At 70.3% G+C, this 21671-nt stretch carries 21 protein-coding genes; 17 read left to right on the forward strand and 4 right to left on the reverse strand.

Annotated features, from left to right (window positions below; all coding sequences use genetic code 11):
* Positions 1 to 40: 40 nt before the first annotated feature.
* Positions 41 to 2059 (forward strand): sensor domain-containing diguanylate cyclase, encoded by a 2019-nt coding sequence (locus I4J89_RS43495; RefSeq protein WP_196420081.1) that lies wholly within the window; start codon positions 41 to 43, stop codon positions 2057 to 2059.
* 76 nt (positions 2060 to 2135) lie between these two features.
* Positions 2136 to 2588: an HIT family protein gene (locus I4J89_RS43500; RefSeq protein WP_196420105.1), complete on the forward strand. Its 453-nt coding sequence runs from the start codon at positions 2136 to 2138 to the stop codon at positions 2586 to 2588.
* On the opposite strand, the gene I4J89_RS43505 is transcribed toward I4J89_RS43500, so the two are convergent.
* A complete protein-coding gene (locus I4J89_RS43505; protein WP_196420082.1) occupies positions 2581 to 4743 on the reverse strand; it encodes an elongation factor G-like protein EF-G2 in 2163 nt (720 codons plus the stop codon). The genes I4J89_RS43500 and I4J89_RS43505 overlap by 8 nt on opposite strands.
* 215 nt (positions 4744 to 4958) lie before the next feature.
* On the opposite strand from I4J89_RS43505, the gene pgsA reads away from it, so the two are divergent.
* Genes pgsA through I4J89_RS43525 form a run of 4 tightly spaced genes read left to right on the forward strand, consistent with a single transcriptional unit; the run spans position 4959 to position 8197 of the window.
* The gene (pgsA, locus tag I4J89_RS43510) at positions 4959 to 5579 is read left to right on the forward strand and encodes a phosphatidylinositol phosphate synthase (RefSeq protein WP_196420083.1); all 621 of its coding nucleotides are present in this window, start codon (positions 4959 to 4961) and stop codon (positions 5577 to 5579) included.
* Entirely contained in the window at positions 5576 to 6442 is an 867-nt protein-coding gene (locus tag I4J89_RS43515) for a phosphatidylinositol mannoside acyltransferase (protein ID WP_196420084.1), read from the forward strand. The genes pgsA and I4J89_RS43515 overlap by 4 nt, the downstream gene beginning before the upstream one ends.
* Before the next feature lie 26 nt (positions 6443 to 6468).
* Complete coding sequence (locus tag I4J89_RS43520; RefSeq protein WP_196420085.1) at positions 6469 to 7623, forward strand: glycosyltransferase family 4 protein; 1155 nt, start codon at positions 6469 to 6471, stop codon at positions 7621 to 7623.
* Positions 7624 to 7648: 25 nt separating this feature from the next.
* Positions 7649 to 8197, forward strand: coding sequence for a hypothetical protein (locus I4J89_RS43525; protein WP_196420086.1), 549 nt, complete (start codon positions 7649 to 7651; stop codon positions 8195 to 8197).
* A gap of 51 nt (positions 8198 to 8248) precedes the next feature.
* Here the strand turns inward: I4J89_RS43525 and pdxS are convergent, their stop codons facing one another.
* The gene (pdxS, locus tag I4J89_RS43530) at positions 8249 to 9145 is read right to left on the reverse strand and encodes a pyridoxal 5'-phosphate synthase lyase subunit PdxS (protein ID WP_196420087.1); all 897 of its coding nucleotides are present in this window, start codon (positions 9143 to 9145) and stop codon (positions 8249 to 8251) included.
* 150 nt (positions 9146 to 9295) lie between these two features.
* Positions 9296 to 9565 carry a flagellar biosynthesis protein FliQ gene (fliQ, locus tag I4J89_RS43535; protein WP_196420088.1) on the reverse strand — a complete coding sequence of 90 codons (270 nt, stop codon included), beginning with the start codon at positions 9563 to 9565 and terminating at the stop codon, positions 9296 to 9298.
* Positions 9566 to 9736: 171 nt separating this feature from the next.
* On the opposite strand from fliQ, the gene pdxT reads away from it, so the two are divergent.
* From pdxT to I4J89_RS43550, 3 genes are read left to right on the forward strand one after another with little or no spacing between them, the layout of a single operon-like run.
* Positions 9737 to 10342, forward strand: coding sequence for a pyridoxal 5'-phosphate synthase glutaminase subunit PdxT (pdxT, locus tag I4J89_RS43540; protein ID WP_196420089.1), 606 nt, complete (start codon positions 9737 to 9739; stop codon positions 10340 to 10342).
* Positions 10343 to 10357: 15 nt separating this feature from the next.
* The gene (locus tag I4J89_RS43545; RefSeq protein WP_196420090.1) at positions 10358 to 11110 is read left to right on the forward strand and encodes a YebC/PmpR family DNA-binding transcriptional regulator; all 753 of its coding nucleotides are present in this window, start codon (positions 10358 to 10360) and stop codon (positions 11108 to 11110) included.
* Positions 11111 to 11150: 40 nt separating this feature from the next.
* The gene (locus I4J89_RS43550; protein WP_230860594.1) at positions 11151 to 11705 is read left to right on the forward strand and encodes a Uma2 family endonuclease; all 555 of its coding nucleotides are present in this window, start codon (positions 11151 to 11153) and stop codon (positions 11703 to 11705) included.
* On the opposite strand, the gene I4J89_RS43555 is transcribed toward I4J89_RS43550, so the two are convergent.
* Entirely contained in the window at positions 11702 to 12238 is a 537-nt protein-coding gene (locus tag I4J89_RS43555) for a hypothetical protein (RefSeq protein WP_196420092.1), read from the reverse strand. The two genes, I4J89_RS43550 and I4J89_RS43555, sit on opposite strands and share 4 nt — an antisense overlap.
* A gap of 98 nt (positions 12239 to 12336) precedes the next feature.
* Between I4J89_RS43555 and ruvC the strand changes: the two genes are divergently transcribed.
* The 8 genes from ruvC (at position 12337) to I4J89_RS43595 (ending at position 21629) form a co-directional block, all read left to right on the forward strand.
* The gene (gene ruvC, locus I4J89_RS43560; RefSeq protein ID WP_196420106.1) at positions 12337 to 12864 is read left to right on the forward strand and encodes a crossover junction endodeoxyribonuclease RuvC; all 528 of its coding nucleotides are present in this window, start codon (positions 12337 to 12339) and stop codon (positions 12862 to 12864) included.
* Positions 12861 to 13463: a Holliday junction branch migration protein RuvA gene (gene ruvA / locus I4J89_RS43565; RefSeq protein ID WP_196420093.1), complete on the forward strand. Its 603-nt coding sequence runs from the start codon at positions 12861 to 12863 to the stop codon at positions 13461 to 13463. The genes ruvC and ruvA overlap by 4 nt, the downstream gene beginning before the upstream one ends.
* Positions 13460 to 14506 (forward strand): Holliday junction branch migration DNA helicase RuvB, encoded by a 1047-nt coding sequence (gene ruvB / locus I4J89_RS43570; RefSeq protein WP_196420094.1) that lies wholly within the window; start codon positions 13460 to 13462, stop codon positions 14504 to 14506. Before ruvA ends, ruvB begins: the two co-directional genes overlap by 4 nt.
* Before the next feature lie 213 nt (positions 14507 to 14719).
* Positions 14720 to 15097, forward strand: a complete 378-nt coding sequence (yajC, locus tag I4J89_RS43575) for a preprotein translocase subunit YajC (RefSeq protein WP_309238737.1) — start codon at positions 14720 to 14722, stop codon at positions 15095 to 15097.
* 200 nt (positions 15098 to 15297) lie between these two features.
* Positions 15298 to 17190, forward strand: a complete 1893-nt coding sequence (gene secD / locus I4J89_RS43580; protein WP_196420108.1) for a protein translocase subunit SecD — start codon at positions 15298 to 15300, stop codon at positions 17188 to 17190.
* A 1-nt stretch (position 17191) separates the two neighbouring features.
* Positions 17192 to 18373 carry a protein translocase subunit SecF gene (gene secF / locus I4J89_RS43585; RefSeq protein WP_196420095.1) on the forward strand — a complete coding sequence of 394 codons (1182 nt, stop codon included), beginning with the start codon at positions 17192 to 17194 and terminating at the stop codon, positions 18371 to 18373.
* Between the two features lie 67 nt (positions 18374 to 18440).
* Entirely contained in the window at positions 18441 to 19001 is a 561-nt protein-coding gene (locus tag I4J89_RS43590; RefSeq protein ID WP_196420096.1) for an adenine phosphoribosyltransferase, read from the forward strand.
* Positions 19002 to 19172: 171 nt separating this feature from the next.
* Positions 19173 to 21629, forward strand: a complete 2457-nt coding sequence (locus tag I4J89_RS43595; protein WP_196420097.1) for a RelA/SpoT family protein — start codon at positions 19173 to 19175, stop codon at positions 21627 to 21629.
* Positions 21630 to 21671 lie beyond the last annotated feature (42 nt).

Below are 21671 nucleotides of genomic sequence, written 5' to 3' on the forward strand. Positions count from 1 at the left end.
GAGAAGTCTCCGCGGTCGCGGCGGCGGGAGCGGAGTTGACATGCGGATCCGGACACCACGGGTGGCCCTGGCCGGCTACGCGCTGGCCGCCGTCTGCTTCGTGGTGCACCTGATCGGGCTGGGCGGCTGGGACTTCCAGATCACCGCCTACCAGGTCATGTCGCCGCTGCTGTCCGCGATCCCGGCCGTCCTGGCCTGGCGGGGCTGGCAGGCCGCCCGCCGCACCGGGCCGCCCGCCGCCCGGCGGCATCTGCGGCTCACCTCGTTCGCCTGGACGCTCATGGTGTTCTCGTCGGGGATCCACCTCTGGAACCTCGTCGTCGACGGCAACCGCGGCTATCCGTCGAGCTCGGCTCTCGCGCTCGTCTGCGAGCTGGGTGTCACCGTGTTGATCGTGGCCGCGCTGCTCACCACGCCGATCCGGCAACGCTGGTCGGCGAGCCGGTTGCGGCTCGGCCTGGACATGTCCATCGTTCTGCTCGCCGGTGCCGTGTTCCTCTGGTACTTCCTGGTGGACCCGCAGCTGGGCGCGACCGCCCCGGTGTGGGCGGTGATCCGGACCGCCGGCGTGCTGATCGCCCTGTTCGCGGTCACCCGGCTGTGGCTCGGCGGTGCCGCCGAGGTCAGCCGCAAGGCGATGCGGTTCGCCGCGCTGGCCGCGGTGGTCCAGCTCGCCCTCAACGTCATGCAGCAGGCCCTGGCCGGCACCGGGCATCTGCATCTGGCCCTCGCCACCCGGCAGGTGTTCATCGCCCTGCTGATCATGGCCGGGGTGGCGCACCTCCGGAAGCTCGCACACGGCGAGTCCGCCGCCGCGCCGGTGGCGACCCGCGGCCCGGCCAGCCTGCTGCCGTACGCCGCTGTCGCGGCCGTCGACACCCTGCTCGTCTTCGCTCTCCTGGACGGCCTGGACGCCCGCACCTGGACCGTTCTCGGTGGCGCACTGAGCCTGACCGCCCTGGTGGCGGTGCGGCAGATCGTCGGGCTGCGGGACAACTCCCGGCTCGTCGTGCGGGTCGACGCGGGGATGCGCGCGATCCGCGAGGCGATGGCCCGCGAGCACATCCTCAGCGACCTCGGCACCGCGCTGCTGCGCACCACGGAGGCCGCCCAGGTGCACCGGCTCGCGGCCGACGCCGCCGCCACCCTGCTGGAGGACTGTGCGGGCGCCCGTACCGCGATCATCACGGTGGCGCCGGAGAACGCCGGCAACTGGACCGTGGTGCACGCCTCCGGGGCCGACGCGGTCGCGCTGGCCGGTACCGAGATTCCCGGCCATGCCGTTCCGGCCGAGTTGCTCGCCCGGCTGGCGTCCGGCGAGGTGCTCACCGAGCCGGGCTGGGCGAAGCTCGGCGTCGGCGGCCTGGACCGCTTCGACAGCCGGCCGCTCATGCTGCTGCCGCTGCTCAACGGCGACCGGTTCTTCGGGGTGCTGAGCGTCGGCACCGACGCCGACCTGCCGGCCGACGTGGTGAAGTCGCTGCAGACCCTGCGGACCCAGGTGTCGCTGGCGCTGGACAGCGTGGCGCTCACCGCCGAGCTGACCATGCGGGCGATGCACGACATGCTGACCGGGCTGGGCAACCGGGCCCTGCTGCGGGACCGGCTGACCGGCGCGCTGGCCCGGTCACGGCGTACCGGCCGGCCGGTCGGGGTGCTGCTGCTGGACCTCAACGGGTTCAAGCCGGTCAACGACACGTACGGCCACGACGCCGGTGACATGCTGCTGAAGGTGGTCGCGGAACGGCTCAAGGTCTGTGTGCGTACCGAGGACACGGTGGCCCGGCTGGGTGGCGACGAGTTCGTGGTGGTCGCCGAGGACCTGCGCGAGCTCGCCGACGCGTTGCGGATCGCCGAGCGGATCGTCGCCGCGTTGAACGAGCCGGTCCTGCACGGCGAGCACGAGCTGCGTACGCCGGCGAGCATCGGCATCGCCCTCTCGGAAGCCGGACACAACCCGGACGACGTGCTGCGTCACGCGGACACGGCGATGTACACCGCCAAGCGGAACGGCGGTGGCCGGTTCCACGTGCACGGCGGGGCCATCGTTACCGCATAGGATTCGATCCGTGGACGAGCAGCGGGCGGAGACCGGCGAACCGGACGGGCTGGAGCGGCTCTGGACGCCGCACCGGATGACCTACATCGCCGGGGAGGACCGCCCGGCCGGCTGCCCGTTCTGCACGGCACCCGGCCTCCCCGACGCGGACAGCCTGGTCGTGGCGCGGGGTGAGCTCGTCTACGCGGTGCTGAACCTGTACCCGTACAACCCGGGGCATCTGCTGATCTGCCCGTACCGGCACGTGGCCGACTACGCCGACCTCACCGAGCCGGAGACGGCCGAGGTGGCGGCGTTCACGCGTACCGCGATGCGGGTGATCCGCTCCACCAGCAGCCCGCACGGCTTCAACATCGGGATGAACCAGGGCTCGATCGCCGGGGCCGGCATCGCCGCCCACCTGCACCAGCACGTGGTGCCCCGGTGGGGCGGCGACGCCAACTTCATGCCGGTGATCGGCCGGACCAAGGTGGTGCCGCAGCTGCTCACCGACACCCGCGATCTGTTCACCAAGGCCTGGCCTACCTAGAAGCCGCGTGCTCCTTGCGGACGGCGTCGGCCAGGTGGGCGGGCATCGGCTCGTGCCGGATGTAGCGGCGGGTGAACGTGCCGGTGCCCGAGGTGAGAGCGCGCAGCTCCACCGCGTACCGGACCAGTTCGGTGGCGGGCACCTCGGCCCGCACCAGGCTGGCTTCGCCGGCGCCGCCGGACTCGCTGCCCAGGGGACGTCCGCGCCGGCCGGAGAGGTCGCTCATCACCGCGCCGACGTAGGCCTCCGGAACGCGTACCTCGATCTCGTCGACCGGCTCCAGCAGGGTGATCTGCCCGCTCTCGGCCGCGGCGCGCAGCGCCAGCGCGCCGGCGGTCTGGAAGGCGGCGTCCGACGAGTCGACGCTGTGCGCCTTGCCGTCGTAGAGGGTGACCTTGACGTCCACCACCGGGCAGCCGGCGACCAGACCGCGCTCCAGCTGGGCGCGGACGCCCTTCTCCACCGACGGGATGTAGTTGTGCGGCACCGCGCCGCCGACCACCTTGTCGACGAACTGGAAGCCCTCGCCGCGGGCCAGCGGCTGGACCTCGATGTCGCAGACCGCGTACTGGCCGTGGCCGCCGGACTGCTTGACGTGCCGGCCGTGGCCTTTCGCCCCGCTGCCGAACGTCTCCCGCAGCGGCACCTTGACCGGCTCGGTGTCGAGCTCGACGCCGCCGGAGCGGAGCCGGTCCAGCACCACGTCGGCGTGTGACTCGCCCATCGTCCAGAGCACCAGCTGGTGTGTCTCCGGGTTGCGTTCCAGGCGCAGGGTCGGGTCGCCGGCGACCAGCCGGGCCAGGTTCTTCGCCAGGGCGTCCTCGTCGGAGCGGGTCTTCGCCACCACCGCGATCGGCAGCAGCGGCTCGGGCATCCGCCACGGCTCCATGAGCAGCGGGTTGTCCTTGCTGGAGAGGGTGTCGCCGGTCTCCGCGCTGCCCGACTTGGTGATCGCGCAGAGGTCGCCGGCGATGGCGTACGCGACCTCGCGCAGCTGCGCGCCGAGTGGTGAGTAGACGTGCGCCACGCGCTCGTCGGCGTCGTGGTCGGGATGGCCGCGCTCGGCCATGCCGTGCCCGGAGACGTGCAGCGTCTGGTCCGGGCGCAGGGTGCCGGAGAAGACCCGGACCAGCGAGACCCGGCCGACGTGCCGGTCGATCGTGGTGCGCACCACCTCGGCGACCAGCGGGCCGTCCGGGTCGCAGGTCAGCGGCGGCCGGGGCGAGCCGTCCACCCCGGTGACCACCGGCAGCTCGTGCTCCAGCGGCGACGGCGCGGCCCGGACCAGGCCGTCGAGCAGCGCGTCCAGGCCGACGCCGGTGCCCGCGCAGACCGGGATGACCGGGTAGAAATTGCCCCTCGCGACGGCCTTCTCCAGGTCCGGGATGAGCGCCTCGGTGCTGATCAGCTCACCGCCGAGGTACCGATCCATCAGGGTCTCGTCCTCGCTCTCGGCGATGATCCCCTCGATGAGCGTGTTCCGGTCGTCGGCGATCGGGTTCAGGTGCTCCGGCTCGGCCTCGCTCTCCCGCGGCGGGTAGCCCTGCGAGTAGTCCAGCACCCGGAGCGTGACCAGCCCGAGCAGGCCGGCGATCGACTGACCGTCGTCGCCGAGCATCGGCTGGTAGATGGGGAGCACGTTCTCGCCGAACGCCTCCTGGCAGTCCTGCAAGGCCTGGTCGTAGTCGGCGCGCGGATGGTCCAGCCGGGTGATCGCGACAGCCCGCGGCATGCCCACGGCGGCGCACTCGTCCCACAGCGCCACGGTGGATTCGTCCACGCCGTCGACCGCGGAGACGACGAAGAGCGCGGCGTCGGCGGCCCGCAGGCCGGCGCGCAGCTCCCCGACGAAGTCGGCGTAGCCCGGAGTGTCGAGCAGGTTGATCTTCACGTCCTGGTGCGTCAGCGGGGCGCAGGCCAGCGCCACCGAGCGCTGCTGCCGTACCGCCGCCGGATCATGATCGGTGACCGTGGTGCCGTCCGTCACCGTGCCCGCCCGCGGGATCGTCCCCGTGGCCGCGAGCAGTGCCTCCACCAGGGTCGTCTTCCCAGAGCCGGAGTGGCCGACCAGCACCACGTTGCGAACTCTGCCGGGATCTGTCACCACCGGCGCGGTCGCGCCGGCATTTCCCTTCTCCGAAGTCTTCTGCGCCATGCCGAGCGCTCCCGTCGTTTCCCGTTCGTTACGCCGCTGTTCTGCAAATCCCACACCCGGGCCTATATGGCTCGCAAGCACCCAGTCCCGGTTTTACTTCGGTTTTCCGCCGCGGGTAAGCACACCCTCCGAACTGTGCCGGATGGTGACGATCCGGCCAAGCACGGGGCCGGGCCGTACCACCGCTGGTCGCACGCCGTTATGGTGAGACGGCCATGGCAAAGATCGTTCAAACTACGGCCCGTGCCGTCGTCGCGTACGGCGTCAACCCGGTCGCACGCTTCCTGCTCCGTATCGGGGTCACGCCCAACGCGGTAACCGTCGCCGGCACCGTCGGGGTGCTGATCGGCTCATACTTCGGTGCCCTGGGGTACCTCTTCTGGGGCACGGTGATCGTAACCGCCTGTGCGCTCACTGATGCCCTGGACGGCACAATGGCCCGCATGCGGGGTGGTTCCGGGAAATTCGGGGCACTCCTCGACTCCTCCATGGACCGGCTCGCCGACGGCGCCGTGTTCGGCGCGGTCACCTACTACCTGGCCACCGAGGGCAACCCGTACGGCGGTGTGGTCGCCGCCCTGATCAGCCTGGTCGCCGGCCAGGTCGTGTCGTACGTCAAGGCCCGCGCCCAGAGCCTCGGGCTGAACGCCGACGTCGGCATCGTCGAGCGACTCGAGCGCCTGCTCATCGTCGGTGCCGGTGGCCTGCTCGGCGCGGCCGGTCTGCCCTGGGGCCTGCCCGCGGCGCTCTGGGTGCTCGCCGCGCTCTCGCTGATCACCGTCTTCCAGCGGCTGGTCAGCGCGGCCCGCTCGGACGTCAAGGAATCGGCCGCGTGAAGGACCGGCTGATCGGGCTCGGCTACGCGGCCGGGTGGCGGGTGGTCCGCGCGCTGCCGCTGCCGGTGGCCCGCAAGCTCTTCACCGCGGGGGCGGACCGGGCCTGGAAGAAGAACGGGCCGGGCACCCAGCGACTGCGCCGCAACCTGCGTCAGGTGGCCGGCCCGGACATGCCGGACACCCTGGTCCGGGACGGGCTGCGCTCGTACGCCCGGTACTGGCTGGAGGCGTTCCGCCTGCCGTCGCAGAACCGGAAGCAGTTCCTGGACGGGTTCTTCATGGAGCCGGAGAGCTACCAGCAGCTGAAGAAGGCGGTCGAGGACGGCAACGGGGTGGTCCTGGCGCTGCCGCACCTGGCCAACTGGGACGTCGCCGGTGCCTGGGTGGCCGCACACGACTGGCCGATGATCACGGTGGCCGAGCGGCTCAAGCCGGAGGCGGTCTTCGAGCAGTTCCTGGCGTACCGGGAGAAGCTCGGCATGAAGGTGCTGCCGCTCACCGGCGGCGAACGCGCCCCGCTCGACGTGCTCGGCGAGCACCTCAAGCAGGGCTGGGTGGTGCCGCTGCTCGCCGACCGGGATCTGTCCCGGGCCGGGGTCGAGGTGGAGTTCTTCGGCGGGCGTACCCGGATGCCGGCCGGACCGGCGATCCTGGCCATCCGCACCGGCGCGCCGATCTATGCGGTGGACCTCTGGTTCGAAGCCGAGCGCACCGTGTCGCGGATGCGCCCGATCACCCCGCCCGCCGACGGCCCGCTCGACGAGCGGGTCAAACGGACCACACAGCAGCTCGCCGACGCGTTCGCGGCCGGCATCGCCGAACACCCGCAGGACTGGCACATGCTCCAGAAGCTCTGGCTCTAGTCGGACTTTGTCCTGAAGGAGGTTCTGTGCGGATCGGGATCGTCTCGCCCTACTCGTTCGACGTCCCGGGTGGCGTGCAGAACCACATCATGGACCTGGCTGAGGCACTGATCGACCTCGGTCACGAGGTGAGCGTGCTGGCGCCGGCTGACGACGACGCCGAACTGCCGGATTACGTCGTACCGGCCGGCCGGGCCGTGCCGCTGCCCTACAACGGCTCGGTGGCCCGGATCACTTTCGGTCCCCTCTCGACGGCCCGGGTCCGGCGCTGGCTGGCTCGGGGCAAGTTCGACGTGCTGCACGTGCACGAGCCGATCTCGCCCAGCCTCTCGTTCCTGGCCGTCCTCTCGGCCCGCGGACCGGTCGTCGCCACCTTCCACACCGCGATGACCCGATCCCGGTTCCTCTCCGCCGCGCAGCCGTTCGTCCAGCCGGTGGTCGAGAAGATCACCGCCCGGATCGCGGTCAGCGAACTGGCCCGCAAGGTCCATGTCGAACACCTCGGCGGCGGCGCGGTGGAGATTCCCAACGGGGTCGCGGTGGCCAAGTTCGCCTCGGCTGCGCCATTGCCGGGATGGCCCGGCGAGGGCGGTGCGCTGGGCTTCCTCGGCCGTTTCACCGAGCCGCGCAAGGGCTTCCCCCTGCTGCGTACGGCGTACGTCACGCTCGCCCGGCAGCGCCCCGGGCTCCGGCTGCTCGTGGCCGGACCGGGTGACCGCGACGAGCTGTTCGAGGAGATCCCGCCCGAGCTGCACGACCGGGTCGAGTTCCTGGGCCTGGTCTCCGAGGCGGACAAGGCCCGGATGCTGCGCAGCGTCGACGTCTACGTGGCGCCGAACACCGGCGGCGAGAGCTTCGGCATGATCCTGACTGAGGCCATGGCGGCCGGTGCCGCGATCGCCGCCAGCGACCTGGACGCGTTCCGGCGGGTGCTGGACGGCGGGCGGGCCGGGGCGCTCTTCCCGAACGGTGACGCGGTGGCGCTCACCACACTCCTCGGTGAACTGCTCGACGATTCGCCCCGACGGGCCGAGCTGGCGTCGTGCGCTCGTACCGTGGTCGCGACGTTCGATTGGCCCAGCGTGGCCAACCGGGTGCTCGAGGTCTACGCGACCGCGATCGAGGCCACCGACGGGCGCGTCTTCGACGATGAGTGGGTAGACCACGGTAAGGGCACGTAACTGTGCGACACATTCCGGCACTACGATGCCCGGCATGTGGTGGGTGGTGGGAGTCGTCGTGCTGGCCGCGATCTTCTCGGCGTACCTCGGCTGGACCGCTCAGCGAGTGGAGCGCCTGCATCTGCGGGCGCAGGCGGCCGAGCGCGCCCTGGACGCGCATCTGATGCGGCGCGCGGCGGCGGCCGCGGTCGTCGCCGAGCAGGGTGACTCGGTCGAGCTCTACGCGGCCGCCCGGCTGGCGCTGGACGCCGAGCCCGGTGACCGGGAGTCGGCCGAGAACGACCTCACCCGCCAGCTTCAGGGCATCGAGCTGGACCCCGGCGACCCGGCGGCGCGCACGCTGATCGCCACCAGCCGGCGGGTGGTCCTGGCCCGGCAGGTGCACACCGATCTGGTACGCGACGCGCTCAGCGCCCGCCGCCGCGTGCTGGTACGGGTGCTCGGGCTCAACCGGCGCCACCAGCGGCCGGAGTACTTCGACATCGTCGAGCCGACGCTGCCCGACCTCCCGCCGGTCGTGGTGCCGGCACCGGCCCACCCGGCGGAAGGCGTCCTGCCGACCGCCCCGGTCTGATCCCGGACACGAAAAAGGCCCCGCTCTCAGCGGGGCCTTCTCATCGTTTCGTCACCAGCCGCGTTCGGAGAGGCGGTGCGGGACCGGCTCGTCCTCGACGTTGATGCCGACCATGGCCTCACCGAGACCGCGGGACACCTTGGCGATCACGTCCGGGTCGTCGTGGAAGGTGGTCGCCTTCACGATCGCGGCGGCCCGCTGCGCCGGGTTGCCCGACTTGAAGATGCCGGAGCCGACGAACACGCCCTCGGCGCCGAGCTGCATCATCATCGCCGCGTCCGCCGGGGTGGCGATGCCGCCCGCGGTGAACAGCACGACCGGCAGCTTGCCCGCCTCGGCGACCTCCTTGACCAGCTCGTACGGCGCCTGCAGCTCCTTGGCGGCCACGTACAGCTCGTCCTCGGGCAGGGTCTGCAGCCGGCGGAGCTCGGCGCGGATCTTGCGCATGTGCGTGGTGGCGTTCGAGACGTCGCCGGTGCCGGCCTCGCCCTTGGAGCGGATCATCGCCGCGCCCTCGGTGATCCGGCGCAGAGCCTCGCCCAGGTTGGTGGCACCGCAGACGAACGGCACGGTGAACTGCCACTTGTCGATGTGGTTCGCGAAGTCGGCCGGGGACAGCACCTCGGACTCGTCCACGTAGTCGACGCCGAGCGACTGGAGCACCTGGGCCTCGACGAAGTGGCCGATCCGGGCCTTGGCCATCACCGGGATGGAGACCGCGTTGATGATGCCGTCGATCATGTCGGGGTCCGACATGCGCGAGATGCCACCCTGCGCGCGGATGTCGGCGGGCACCCGCTCCAGGGCCATCACCGCGACGGCGCCGGCGTCCTCGGCGATCTTCGCCTGCTCGGCGTTGACCACGTCCATGATCACGCCGCCCTTGAGCATCTCCGCCATGCCGCGCTTGACGCGGGCGGTTCCGACGGCGGGCTGGTTCTCAGACATGGGGATTCGGCTCCTCGTGCGGGGTTGTCGGTAAACGGGATCCTACGAAGCGGCAACAGCCGCTCCGATAGCCAATCGACCTGCCGGTGGCCTGCTTTACCCCTCCTACGCAAACGGGGCCGCCTTTCGGCGGCCCCTCTTTTTCGCAGGTCAGCCCAGCAGGGCCGGCAGCTTCTCGAACAGCTGCGTCGTGAAGGTCATCATCTCCCGCAGCATCCAGTTGCCGGTCAGCAGGAGCGCCGCACCGATCGCCACCGCCTTCGGGACGAACGACAGCGTCGCCTCCTGGATCTGCGTGACCGACTGGAACAGCGAGATCGCGAAGCCGACCGCCAGCGCGGTCAGCAGCACCGGCGCCGACAACTTCGCCGCGACGCTCATGGCCTGCAGTCCGAGCTCAATCACCATCGTGTCCGTCATGCCCCTCAGTTCGGGCCTTCTCCGCCTCGCCGGAGTGCAGACCGGTTGCGTTCCGGTTCGCAGGCGTAGAGCTGTTCGGCCCAACGCGAGTGCTGCCTAGCGGCCGTTGAGCCAGCATTGAGGTTGGGCCGAGGAAGATCACCGCCGGGCGTGGTGCCTAGAGTGGGAGACGTGAACATCGGAGTGCTGGCCCTACAGGGCGACGTGCGTGAACATCTCTCCGCGCTGGCCGAGTCGGACGTGCTGGCCCGGCCGATCCGCCGTCCCGAGGAGCTCGCCGACGTCGACGGCCTGGTGATCCCGGGCGGCGAGTCGACCGCGATCAGCAACCTGGCCGTCACCTTCGGTCTGCTCGACCCGATCCGCAAGCGCATCGCCGACGGCATGCCGGTCTACGGCTCCTGCGCCGGCATGATCATGCTGGCCACGACCGTGCTGGACGGGCGGCCGGACCAGGAGTCCTTCCAGGGCATCGACATGACGGTGCGGCGCAACGCGTTCGGCCGGCAGGTCGACTCGTTCGAGGCCTCGGTGGAGATCGAGGACATCGCGGGCGGGGAGTTCCACGCCGTCTTCATCCGCGCGCCCTGGGTCGAGGAGGTCGGCGCCGACGTGCGGGTGCTGGGCCGCGTCGCCGACGGTGCCGCCGCCGGTAGGATTGTCGCCGTTCGGCAGGGCAACCTGCTTGCCACGGCTTTCCACCCGGAGCTCACCGGCGACCTTCGCGTCCACCGGTACTTCGTCGAGATGGTCCGCCAGGCCGCACCCGCACGGTAGACACGGAGGTTACGCATGTCCGGCCACTCCAAATGGGCGACGACCAAGCACAAGAAGGCCGTCATCGACGCCAAGCGCGGCAAGATGTTCGCCAAGCTGATCAAGAACATCGAGGTCGCGGCCCGGACCGGCGGCGGTGACCCGTCGGGTAACCCCACCCTCTACGACGCCATTCAGAAGGCGAAGAAGTCGTCGGTTCCGAACGACAACATCGACCGCGCGGTCAAGCGCGGCTCCGGCCTGGAGGCCGGCGGCGCCGACTGGCAGACGATCATGTACGAGGGCTACGGCCCGAACGGCGTCGCCCTGCTGATCGAGTGCCTGACCGACAACCGGAACCGCGCCGCCACCGAGGTGCGCACCCGGCTGACCCGCAACGGCGGCACCTTCGCCGACGCCGGCAGCGTGTCGTACCTGTTCAACCGCAAGGGCGTGGTGATCGTCCCGAAGGGTGAGCTCAGCGAGGACGACGTCATGCTCGCCGTGCTCGACGCCGGCGCCGAGGAGATCAACGACCTCGGCGAGTCGTTCGAGGTGGTCAGCGAGCCGACCGACCTGGTGGCGGTCCGCACCGCTCTGCAGGGTGCCGGGATCGACTACGACTCGGCGGAGTCCTCGCTGGTGCCGACCATGACGGTGCCGCTTGACGAGGAGCCGGCCCGCAAGGTGTTCAAGCTGATCGACGCCCTCGAGGACTGCGACGACGTGCAGAACATCTACGCCAACGCCGACATCTCCGACGAGGTCATGGCCGCTATTGACGAGTGACAGCTGGTCACGCGACCAGTATGGTGAGGGGGTGCTTCTGATGACTGAACCAGGTTTGCACCTGCCACCGATCGAGGGACTCGATGTCGAGGATCTCGCCCGTCTGCCCAGGGGTTACCGGTACGAGTTGCACGGGGGAAACCTCGTCATCATGACGCCGACCACCTTCTGGCATAAGGCGATGGCGGGTCGACTGTTCCTCATGTTCCATGCAGCCGGTCTCACCGTGTTCCAGGATCCTGGGGTGCGGGGGGACCGGCCGAGAGACTGCCGCCTTCCCGACGTCGGAGTGGTCGACGCTCTGCCGCCCGGCATGCTGAGGTACTCAAACCTGCCGGGTACTGCCTACCGGCTAGTGGTCGAGATCGTCTCGGCGAACTCGCCCGACGGGGAGTTCACTCACAAGGCACTCTGGTGTGCCGAGCAGGGCATCCCGGAGTACTGGATCGTCGAGGAGACCTCTGACCACTCCGACGACGACGCGATGGTCTCGATCCGGCGGCTGACCGATGCCGGCGGCGGTCCGGCTTACGTCGAGGAGCGCTCCTTGCTGCTGTCCGAGCTGGAAGCGGAGTATCGGGCGGAGCGGGGTTAGGCGCCGGCTGAGCTCAGCCAGCCCATGTACTGGATGAGCCCGCCGATCAGCACGACTACGCCACCGATGTGAAGGCCGATCCGCCGCCACTGGCTCCGCAGATAGGCGTGCACCCAGGCGATCTCGGCGTCCGCCAGCGCGTCCAGGGACGCTCTGGCCGTACCGGGAAGGACCGCGGCCTTGCGCAGCGCCAAGCTGCCACCCGGCGTGACCAGCGGGACCACCGGCGCGGGCGGCCGCAACACGCGCACCTCGACCTCGTAGATCTGGTCGTCGCGCCACTGCTTGGTGCGCGCCGCCAGGCGGCGCCGCAGATAGGCGGCCACCGCGTCGCCGCGCGTGATCCGGCTCCACCAGCGCAGGCGGCGCCAGTGCCCGGCCACGTCGGTGAGAACTTCCAGGTAGATCTGGTCGGCCGTCGGGTCGCCGCCGACCAGGCGGGCGGCTTCGGCGCGCAGCTCGCGCTGACGCAGCGTCACGAAGGCGACGTACTCCGGTGGCGGTTCGTCGTCCATCGGTGGAATGAGGCGCATGACTACCTCCCGGTACCCATCGTCGAGGCGTGTCGGCGGAGGGCGCAAGTGGTGGTCGTACTAGGGTGTCGAACACACGTACGCGAGGGGAGGCCGTGGTGCGCGTGCTCGGCATCGACCCGGGGTTGACCCGGTGCGGCGTGGGTGTCGTCGACGGGATGCCGGGGCGGCCGGGCAAGCTGGTGGCGTACTACGTGGTGCGCAGCGAGCCGGACGAGGACATCTCGCAGCGCCTGCTGCACCTGGACCGCTCGCTGGCCGAGCTGGTCGCGCTGCACAAGCCGGAGAGCGTGGCCGTGGAGCGGGTGTTCTCGCAGCACAACGCGCGGACCGTGATGGGCACCGCGCAGGCCAGCGCGGTCGCGATCCTGGCCGGGTCGCGGGCCGGGCTGCCGGTGCAGACCTACACACCGAGCGAGGTGAAGGCGGCCGTGACCGGCTCCGGCACCGCCGGCAAGGCGCAGGTCACCGCCATGGTGACCCGGTTGCTCAGCCTGGACGCGCCGCCGAAGCCGGCCGACGCGGCGGATGCCATCGCCATCGCCATCTGCCACATTTGGCGCGGGGGCACCCGCGCGAAGATCCAAGCCGCGGCGATCGCCGCCGCACGCAGGAGCTCTCGATGATCGCCAGTGTGCGCGGTGTGGTCACCGCGATCCTTCCGGACAGTGCCGTGGTCGAGGTCGGCGGCGTCGGCATGCGGGTCTTCTGCGCGCCGAACACCCTCGCCGGGCTGCGCTCCGGCGCCGAGGCCCGGCTCGCCACCACGCTCATCGTGCGCGAGGACTCACTTACCCTCTACGGCTTCGCCGACGACGACGAACGGCAGCTCTTCGAGCTGCTTCTGACGGCCAACGGCGTGGGCCCGCGGATCGCGCAGGCGGTGCTGGCCGTGCACAACCCCGACGCGGTACGCCGAGCGATCGGCGGCGGCGACCTGGCGGCGCTGACCAAGGTCCCCGGGATCGGCAAACGTGGCGCCGAGCGGCTGGTCGTCGAACTGAAGGACAAGATCGGCCCGATCGCGACCGGTGACGGCGGTGCGGCCGGTGTGCTCGCCGGCGCCTGGCAGGAGCAGGTCCGGCAGGGTGTGCTGGCGCTCGGCTGGAGCGCCGCGCAGGCCGACCAGGCGGTCGCCGCGATCGGCGAGACGATCGACGGTGAGGCGCCGCCGGTCCCGGTGCTGCTGCGCCAGGCGATCCGGCTGCTGGGGAAGACCCGATGAGCGAGGAGCTCGTCTCACCGTTTGCAGGCGACGAGGAACTGGACGCGGAGGCCAGCGTCCGGCCCCGCAGGCTGGCCGACTTCATCGCACAGCACCGGGTCCGTGACCAGCTCGAACTGCTCCTCAAGGCCTCGCTCGGCCGGGGCACCCCGCCCGACCACATCCTGCTCTCCGGACCGCCCGGGCTGGGCAAGACCACTCTGGCGAACATCGTGGCGGCGGAGCTGGGCACCGGCATCCGGACCACCAGCGGGCCGGTGATCGAGCGGTCCGGCGACCTGGCCGCGATCCTGACCGGCCTCGGACCCGGTGACGTGCTCTTCATCGACGAGATCCACCGCATCGCGAAACCGGCCGAGGAGCTGCTCTACAGCGCCATGGAGGACTTCCGGGTCGACGTGGTGGTCGGCAAGGGCCCGGGCGCGACCGCGATCCCGCTGGACGTGGAGCCGTTCACCCTGGTCGGCGCGACCACCCGGGCCGGCCTGCTGTCCGGGCCGATGCGCGACCGGTTCGGGTTCGTCGCACACCTGGACTTCTACTCCCCGGCGGATCTGGACGCGCTGTTGCACCGCTCGGCGCGCATCCTCGGCGTGCCGATCACCGCGGAGGGCGCGGCGGAGATCGCCGGCCGCTCCCGCGGCACGCCGCGGATCGCCAACCGGTTGCTGCGCCGGGTGCGTGACTTCGCCGAGGTACGCGCGGACGGCGTGGTCACCCTGGAGGTGGCCCGGGCCGCGCTCCAGGTGTACGACGTCGACGCGCTCGGCCTGGACCGGCTGGACCGGGCCGTGCTGCGGGCCCTGATCGAGTCGTTCAAGGGTGGCCCGGTGGGACTGTCCACCCTGGCCGTGGCGGTGGGGGAGCAGTCCGACACGGTCGAGGAGGTGTGCGAGCCGTTCCTGGTGCGGGCCGGGCTGCTGGCGCGTACGCCGCGGGGGCGGGTCGCGACCGAGGCCGGCTGGGCGCATCTCGGGAAGACCCCACCGTCGGACGGCCGGCCGGGCGTGTTCCAAGGCGATCTCTTCGCCCGGGACACCTGACCACCAGGGCCGCCTCGTTTCCGGAAGTTTCCGGAAATATGGGCTCCACGGTCGCGAGCAAGGCTGGTTATTGCTCGTGATGCGAACGTGACGTGTGCCGCATTCGTTATCTCAAGGTTGACCGATTAGACTCGCCGCCGTTCCAACCGGAATCTGCATATCTCCCCGGCGCCCGTCCACGGTCGCGCCGGTGGCCTACGGAAGGCTTTCTTCGTGCTGGCAGCTGACCAAGCGAGCGGCGGCAATTTCTCGTTCTTGCTGATCCTCGTCCTGCTCTTCGGGTTCATGTACTTCGTCATGATCCGGCCGCAGCAGAAGCGGCGCCGCGAGGCTCTCCAGATGCAGAACACGCTCGGCCCCGGTGACGAGATCGTCACGATCGGCGGGCTGCACGGCACGGTCGTCGAGGCCGAGGCCGACGCGGTGATCCTGGAGATCGCGCCGGATGTCCAGGTGCGGTTCGCCCGCCCGGCGATCGCCCGCGTCGTCAGCAAGGCCACCGACGTCGTGCCGGAGCCGGAGATCGAGGAGCCGGCCGTGGCGGAGCCAGAGACCCCGGTCGTCGAGAACCGCGTGAACAAGCAGGACTGAACCGTAATCGCCCCCCGGACCGGCTCGCGGCATTATTGGCGAGTCGGTTCGTGCCGCCCCGCAGCGGAAAACCGACGCAGAGTCGGTTAGACAGGCCGCCGTTGACCGTCGACGGCAGCCAGTGATCGTGATCGCCGCGCCGCCGCGCGGCCGGAAGCACAGGGAGACCCAACGCCGTGGCACGACCACCACAGGGACAGATGCATCCTGGACGGCAACTCGCCGTGCTCGGTCTGGTCTTCGTCGTCCTGTATCTTGCCGTCTTCTTCGCCGGTGGGGCCAAGGGCAGCTTCACCGACCGGCTGGAGCCGAAGCTCGGCCTCGACCTGGTCGGCGGTACGCAGGCCACCTACATCGCCTCGCAGCAGGGTGAGCCGCCGACCCAGGAGGCGATGAAGACCGCGCAGGAGATCATCGAGAGCCGCGTCAACGCGCTCGGTGTCTCCGAGGCCGAGGTGGTGATCCAGGGCAACAACACCATCGTCGTCTCGCTCGCCGGTGAGGCCGAGGACCAGCTCAAGGACCTCTCGCAGGCCGCGAACATGCGGTTCCGGCTGCTCACCGGCGTGACCGGGGACGTCGCCTCCACCGCGGTCAACCCGCCGGCTCCGGCCCCGAGCGCCAGCGGTGCGGCACCGTCCGCGTCGGCTCCCGCGGCCGCCCCCAGCGGTGCCGCCCCGGCGGCCACCGCGAAGCCGTCGGCCTCCACCGGCGGCCAGGGCGGTGGCGCTCCGGCACCGAGCAACGAGCCGTCGCCCGCCGCTTCCGCCTCCGCTCCGGCCGCTGCACCGTCGGACCCGGCCGCGGCGCCGCTCCCGCTCAGCGCGAAGAACAAGGCACTGCTCGCGGACGTGGAGAAGAAGATCGGCAAGTCGGCCTGGACCGCGGCCGAGAAGCTGACCGCGCCGGTCGACCTGTCCACCGACCCGAAGGCCGGCCTGCCGTTCAAGGCGTTCTCCACGCTGAGCGGCGCCGAGGTGAACGTGCTTCCGGCGAAGATGCAGTTCAACGTGCCGACGATCAGCTGCGACCAGCTCAACCAGCGGCCGAACGGCGCGATCGACGACCCGAACGCTGAGGTCGTGGCGTGCTACTCGGGCGCCAAGGTGATGCTGGACAAGGCCGAGGTTCTCGGCGACGACATCGCCGACGCCAGCCCTCAGCTGGACCAGACCACCGGCCAGTGGGTCGTCTCGCTGGACTTCAAGAGCGCCGGCCAGACCAAGTGGACCGAGCTCACCCGGAAGGCGTTCAACGCGACCAGCGCCGACCCGTGCTACACGGCGGCGACCCAGATCGGCGCGAGCGCGCACTGCGCCGTCGCGGTGGTCCTGGACAAGGAGGTCATCTCGGCGCCGGAGATCCAGGGCGTGCTGAGCGGCCAGTCGCAGATCACCGGTGACTTCAACGCGGCCACCGCCAAGGAGCTCTCCGATAAGCTGAAGTTCGGCGCGATCCCGGTCAACTTCGAGGCCGGCCCGATGCAGACGGTCTCCGCGACCCTCGGCATCCAGCAGCTCGAGGCGGGTCTGATCGCCGCCGCGATCGGCCTGGGCCTGGTGGCGATCTACGCGTTCTTCTACTACCGCCTGCTCGGCTCGGTGATCTTCCTGAGCCTGGCGCTCTCCGCGTTGCTCACCTTCGGCGCGCTGGTCTTCCTCGGCCGGACGATGGGCTTCACCCTGACCTTGGCGGGTATCGCCGGTTTCATCGTGTCGCTGGGTATCGCGGCGGACTCGTTCGTCATCTACTTCGAGAGGTTGAAGGACGAGATCCACGAGGGTCGTACGCCGCGCAGCGCGGTTCCCCGGGCGTGGCACCGGGCCCGGCGGACGATCATCTCGGCGAACGCCATCACCATCCTGTGTGCGGTGGTGCTGTACATCGTCTCGATCGGCGCGGTGCAGGGCTTCGCCTTCGCGATGGGCCTCTCCGTGGTACTCGACCTGCTGGTGGTCTTCCTCTTCCGTCACCCGATCATGACGATGTTCGCCAACACCAAGGCGTTCATGTCTCCGCGGGTCAGCGGCCTGGGCCGCGTCCTGCGTACCCAGTCCGAGGAGCCTGCCTCCTCGCGCGTGAAGGAGGCCTGACATGGCCCGTCCCGGTCTCGCCACCCGCCTGTACCAGGGCGAGGCGAATCTCAACATCGTCGGCCGGCGGAAGCTCTGGTTCACCATCGCGGCCGCGCTCATCGCGGTGTCGATCGGCAGCTTCGTGATCCGGGGCTTCGAGCTCGGCATCGAGTTCGCCGGTGGCACCTCGTTCACCGTGCCGGTCGCCACCGCCGAGGGGAAACTGACGCAGGAGGAGGCCGAGCAGGCCGTCGAGCGCGCCGTCACCTCGGTGGACCCGGAGGCCGAGGTCCACGCGGCGCAGCAGGTCGGCAACGGCGACGACGCCAGCTACACGGTGCGGGCGTCGGCCCTCACCGCGGCGGAGGCCGAGGAGGCCAAGGGCGCGCTGGTCCAGGACCTCGGGGTCAGCGCCGAGGACGTGAGCGACAACCAGGTCTCGTCGGCCTGGGGTGACGCCGTCACCGAGAAGGCGATCCTGGGTCTGGTGATCTTCCTGGTGCTGGTGGTCGCCTACCTGATCGTCCGCTTCGAGTGGCGGATGGCGGTGGCGGCGCTCGCCTCACTGCTCTTCGACCTGGTGATGACGGCGGGTGTGTACTCGATCGTCGGTTTCGAGGTCACCCCGTCGACGGTGATCGGCTTCCTGACGGTCCTGGGTTACTCGCTGTACGACGTGGTCGTCGTCTTCGACAAGGTCCAGGAGAACACCCGCGGCATCACCGCGGGCAGCACCCGGACCTACGCCGAGGCGACCAACCTGGCGGTGAACCAGACCCTGATGCGCTCGCTGAACACCGGTCTGGTGGCGCTGCTGCCGGTCGGCGGCCTGCTCTTCATCGGCGCCGGCTTCCTCGGCGCGGGCACGCTGAAGGACCTCGGTCTGGTGCTCTTCGTCGGCATGGGCTTCGGCGTGATCTCCTCGATCGTGTTGGCTGCCCCGGTGCTGAGCTCCTTGAAGGACCAGGAGCCGAAGATCAAGGCGCACAACGCCCGGGTGCTGGCCCGCCGGGCGCAGCGCTCCAGCGACGTGGCCCCGAAGGCCGAGCGCGCCCGCGCGGCCAACGCGACCGAGTCCGACGAGGTGTCGGTGCTGGCCGGCGGCACCACCCCGCGGCCGGGCGCCCGGCCGGTCGCCAAGCGCAACACCACCCGCGGCGGCGGTGGGGCCGGCAACCGGCCCGGCGGCAAGCGGCGCTGACGCGTGACCGACGGCCCGCCACCTCCTGGAGGTGGCGGGCCGTCGGCATGTCATTAGGCTGTCGGCCGTGAGTAACGAGAACAACGTGACCGGGGACAGCGGGCCGGAGCTGGCGGCTCTGGTCGCGAGCGGGACCGTGGACGTGCCCGACTTCCCCAAGCCGGGCATCCTCTTCAAGGACCTGATGCCGCTCTTCGGCGACGGGCCGACCTTCCGGAAGGTCGTCGACGGCATCGTCGCGCACCACGGGCCGGACTCGTTCGACGTGGTGGCCGGCGTGGAGGCCCGGGGGTTCGTGGTGGCCGCCGCTATCGCGTACGCCGTCGGGATCGGGGTGGTCCCGATCCGCAAGGCCGGCAAGCTGCCGCGCCCGGCCTTCTCCGCCACGTACGACCTGGAGTACGGCGAGGCCACCCTGGAGGTGCACGAGGGCGCTTTCGTGCCCGGTCAGCGGGTGCTCGTGGTGGACGACGTGCTCGCCACCGGCGGTACCGCGGGGGCGGCACTGGACCTGGTCGAGCGGGCGGGCGGTACGGTGGCCGGGTTCACCGTGCTGATGGAGCTGGACTTTCTCAAAGGCCGGGAGCGACTGAGTCCCCGCAGCGTGCACGCCTTGCTGACCGTTTGATCCGACTTCGATGTTCTTCGCCCGGTGGGACCTGCCTATTCGTGGGTTCGGCCGGAACATTCCGTAGGGCGGTGCGGGTACGATGGGCGTTCCAAGGTGACCAACCCTGGTCCTGATGGATTCCCCCGGCCGGGTTCGGCCGGGGTTCCTGGCGAAGGTTTGAGGAGGCCGGTGTCCAGCGACGTCGCCCCTCCGGCGGAGGGCACGGTGCAACCGACCCAGAACTCGCAGACCGGTTCGGGCGAGGCGACGCCCGGCGAGCAGGTCCGCTCCGACGAGAAATCCAGCCCCCGTCCAGCGGTGCCCGCCGGTGACACCGAGGCCACCCAGCCACTCCCGCCTTCGGACGAGCCCAGCGGTTTCGGCCTGGCCAGCGCGCCGACCGGGCGCCGGGTCCGGGCCCGGCTCGCCCGGTTCAACGCTCCCTGGCAGAGCACGCAGGTCAGCGAGGTCCTCGAGCCGCTGATCGCGACGCACCGGGCCAGTCACCCGAAAGCGGACGCCCGGGCCCTGCAGAAGGCGTTCGACGTCGCCGCCCGCTGGCACTCGGGGCAGTACCGCAAGTCCGGCGATCCGTACATCACGCATCCGCTCGCGGTGGCCACGATCCTGGCCAACCTCGGGATGGACACCACCACGCTGGTGGCGGCGCTGCTGCACGACACGATCGAGGACACCGACTACTCGCTCGAGAACATGCGTAACGACTTCGGCGCCGAGGTGGCGCTGCTCGTCGACGGCGTGACCAAGCTCGACCGGGTGAAACTGGGCGACGCGGCCAAGGCGGAGACGATCCGCAAGATGGTCGTGGCGATGGCCAAGGACCCGCGGGTGCTGGTCATCAAGCTGGCCGACCGGCTGCACAACATGCGCACCCTGACCTTCCTGCCCCGCGCCAAGCAGGAGCAGAAGGCCAAGGAGACGCTGGAGATCCTGGCACCGCTGGCTCACCGCCTCGGTATGAACACGATCAAGTGGGAGCTGGAGGACCTGGCTTTCGGCACCCTCTTCCCCAAGCGGTTCGAGGAGATCAACCGCCTGATCGGGGAGCACCAGCCGCAGCGTGAGGCACTGCTGCGCCAGGTGACCAACCGGGTCCAGCTGGACCTCAAGTCGGCGAAGATCAAGGCCGAGGTGACCGGCCGGCCCAAGCACCTGTACTCGATCTATCAGAAGATGATCGTGCGGGGCCGCGACTTCAACGACATCTACGACCTGGTCGGCGTCCGCATCCTGGTCGACACGGTCCGCGACTGCTACGCCGCGCTGGGCGTCATCCACGCGAACTGGCAGCCGGTGCCGGGCCGGTTCAAGGACTACATCGCGATGCCGAAATTCAACATGTACCAGTCGTTGCACACGACGGTCATCGGCCCGACCGGCAAGCCGGTGGAGATGCAGATCCGGACGTTCGCGATGCACCGGACCGCCGAGTTCGGTATCGCCGCGCACTGGAAGTACAAGGAGCAGAAGGGCGCGACGATCGTCGGCCCGCCGGCGCACATCGACGAGATGACCTGGCTGCGGCAGCTGCTCGACTGGCAGCGGGAGGCGAGCGACCCGTCCGAGTTCCTGGACGCGTTGCGGTTCGACCTCTCCAGCCAGGAGGTCTACGTCTTCACGCCGAAGGGCGACGTGATCCCGCTGCCCACCGGTTCGACGCCGGTCGACTTCGCGTACGCGGTGCACACCGAGGTCGGGCACAAGTGCATCGGGGCGCGGGTCAACGGCAAGCTGGTGCCGCTGGAGTCGACGCTGTCGAACGGCGACGTGATCGAGATCTTCACGTCGAAGTCGGCGACGGCCGGTCCGACGCAGGACTGGCTCGGCTTCGTGAAGAGCCCGCGCGCGCGTACGAAGATCAGGCAGTTCTTCAACAAGGAGCGCCGCGAGGAAGCGATCGAGGACGGCAAGGACTCGATCGTCAAGGCGATGCGCAAGCAGGGCCTGCCGCTGCAACGCATGCTGACCGGCGAGAACCTGACCGCCATCGCGCGTGACCTGCACCTGGCCGACGTGGCCTCGCTCTACGCGGCGGTGGGGGAGAACGCGGTCTCCGCCCAGTCCGTGGTGGCGAAACTGGTCGCCGGTTTCGGCGGCGAGGAGGGCGCGGTCGAGGACATCGCCGAGACCGCCGTCGCCACCCGGCCGCCGCGCAACCGCAGCACCGCGCAGGACCCGGGCGTGGTGGTGAAGGGTGTCTCGGACGTCTGGGTGAAACTGGCCCGCTGCTGCACCCCGGTGCCGGGCGACGCCGTCTTCGGGTTCGTCACCCGCTCCGGCGGCGTGAGCGTGCACCGGGAGGACTGCGCCAACGCTCAGGACCTGCGGGATCAGAACGAGCGGGTGGTCGAGGTCAGCTGGAAGCCGACGTCGGCGTCCACGTTCCTGGTGGCGATCCAGGTGGAGGCTCTCGACCGGCACAAGCTGCTCGCCGACGTCACCCGGGTGCTCTCCGAGGAGCGGGTGAACATCCTGTCCGCGACGGTGACCACGACCCGCGACCGCGTGGCGGTCAGCCGGTTCACGTTCGAGATGGCCGACCCGAAGCACCTGGGACACCTGGTGGCCGCGGTTCGCAAGGTGGACGGGGTGTTCGACGCTTACCGGGTTACTTCGGGGGCTTAGTCTCGTTGCTTCCGCTCGCGAGCGGGGACGGTTTTGGGGCGG

It is taken from the genome of Actinoplanes aureus (genome assembly GCF_015704865.1).
GTDB lineage: Bacteria > Actinomycetota > Actinomycetes > Mycobacteriales > Micromonosporaceae > Actinoplanes > Actinoplanes aureus.

Bases quoted from the DNA above. Each gene is read 5' to 3' on its own strand.
- I4J89_RS43525 (WP_196420086.1), top strand. From the start codon at position 7,649: ATGCCCGGCATGTGGTGGGTGGTGGGAGTCGTCGTGCTGGCCGCGATC.
- I4J89_RS43495 (WP_196420081.1), top strand. From the start codon at position 41: ATGCGGATCCGGACACCACGGGTGGCCCTGGCCGGCTACGCGCTGGCC.
- ruvA (WP_196420093.1), top strand. From the start codon at position 12,861: ATGATCGCCAGTGTGCGCGGTGTGGTCACCGCGATCCTTCCGGACAGT.
- secF (WP_196420095.1), top strand. From the start codon at position 17,192: ATGGCCCGTCCCGGTCTCGCCACCCGCCTGTACCAGGGCGAGGCGAAT.
- I4J89_RS43545 (WP_196420090.1), top strand. From the start codon at position 10,358: ATGTCCGGCCACTCCAAATGGGCGACGACCAAGCACAAGAAGGCCGTC.
- I4J89_RS43500 (WP_196420105.1), top strand. From the start codon at position 2,136: ATGACCTACATCGCCGGGGAGGACCGCCCGGCCGGCTGCCCGTTCTGC.
- secD (WP_196420108.1), top strand. From the start codon at position 15,298: ATGCATCCTGGACGGCAACTCGCCGTGCTCGGTCTGGTCTTCGTCGTC.
- I4J89_RS43555 (WP_196420092.1), bottom strand. From the start codon at position 12,238: ATGCGCCTCATTCCACCGATGGACGACGAACCGCCACCGGAGTACGTC.
- pdxS (WP_196420087.1), bottom strand. From the start codon at position 9,145: ATGTCTGAGAACCAGCCCGCCGTCGGAACCGCCCGCGTCAAGCGCGGC.
- I4J89_RS43505 (WP_196420082.1), bottom strand. From the start codon at position 4,743: ATGGCGCAGAAGACTTCGGAGAAGGGAAATGCCGGCGCGACCGCGCCG.
- pgsA (WP_196420083.1), top strand. From the start codon at position 4,959: ATGGCAAAGATCGTTCAAACTACGGCCCGTGCCGTCGTCGCGTACGGC.
- I4J89_RS43550 (WP_230860594.1), top strand. From the start codon at position 11,151: ATGACTGAACCAGGTTTGCACCTGCCACCGATCGAGGGACTCGATGTC.
- fliQ (WP_196420088.1), bottom strand. From the start codon at position 9,565: ATGACGGACACGATGGTGATTGAGCTCGGACTGCAGGCCATGAGCGTC.
- ruvB (WP_196420094.1), top strand. From the start codon at position 13,460: ATGAGCGAGGAGCTCGTCTCACCGTTTGCAGGCGACGAGGAACTGGAC.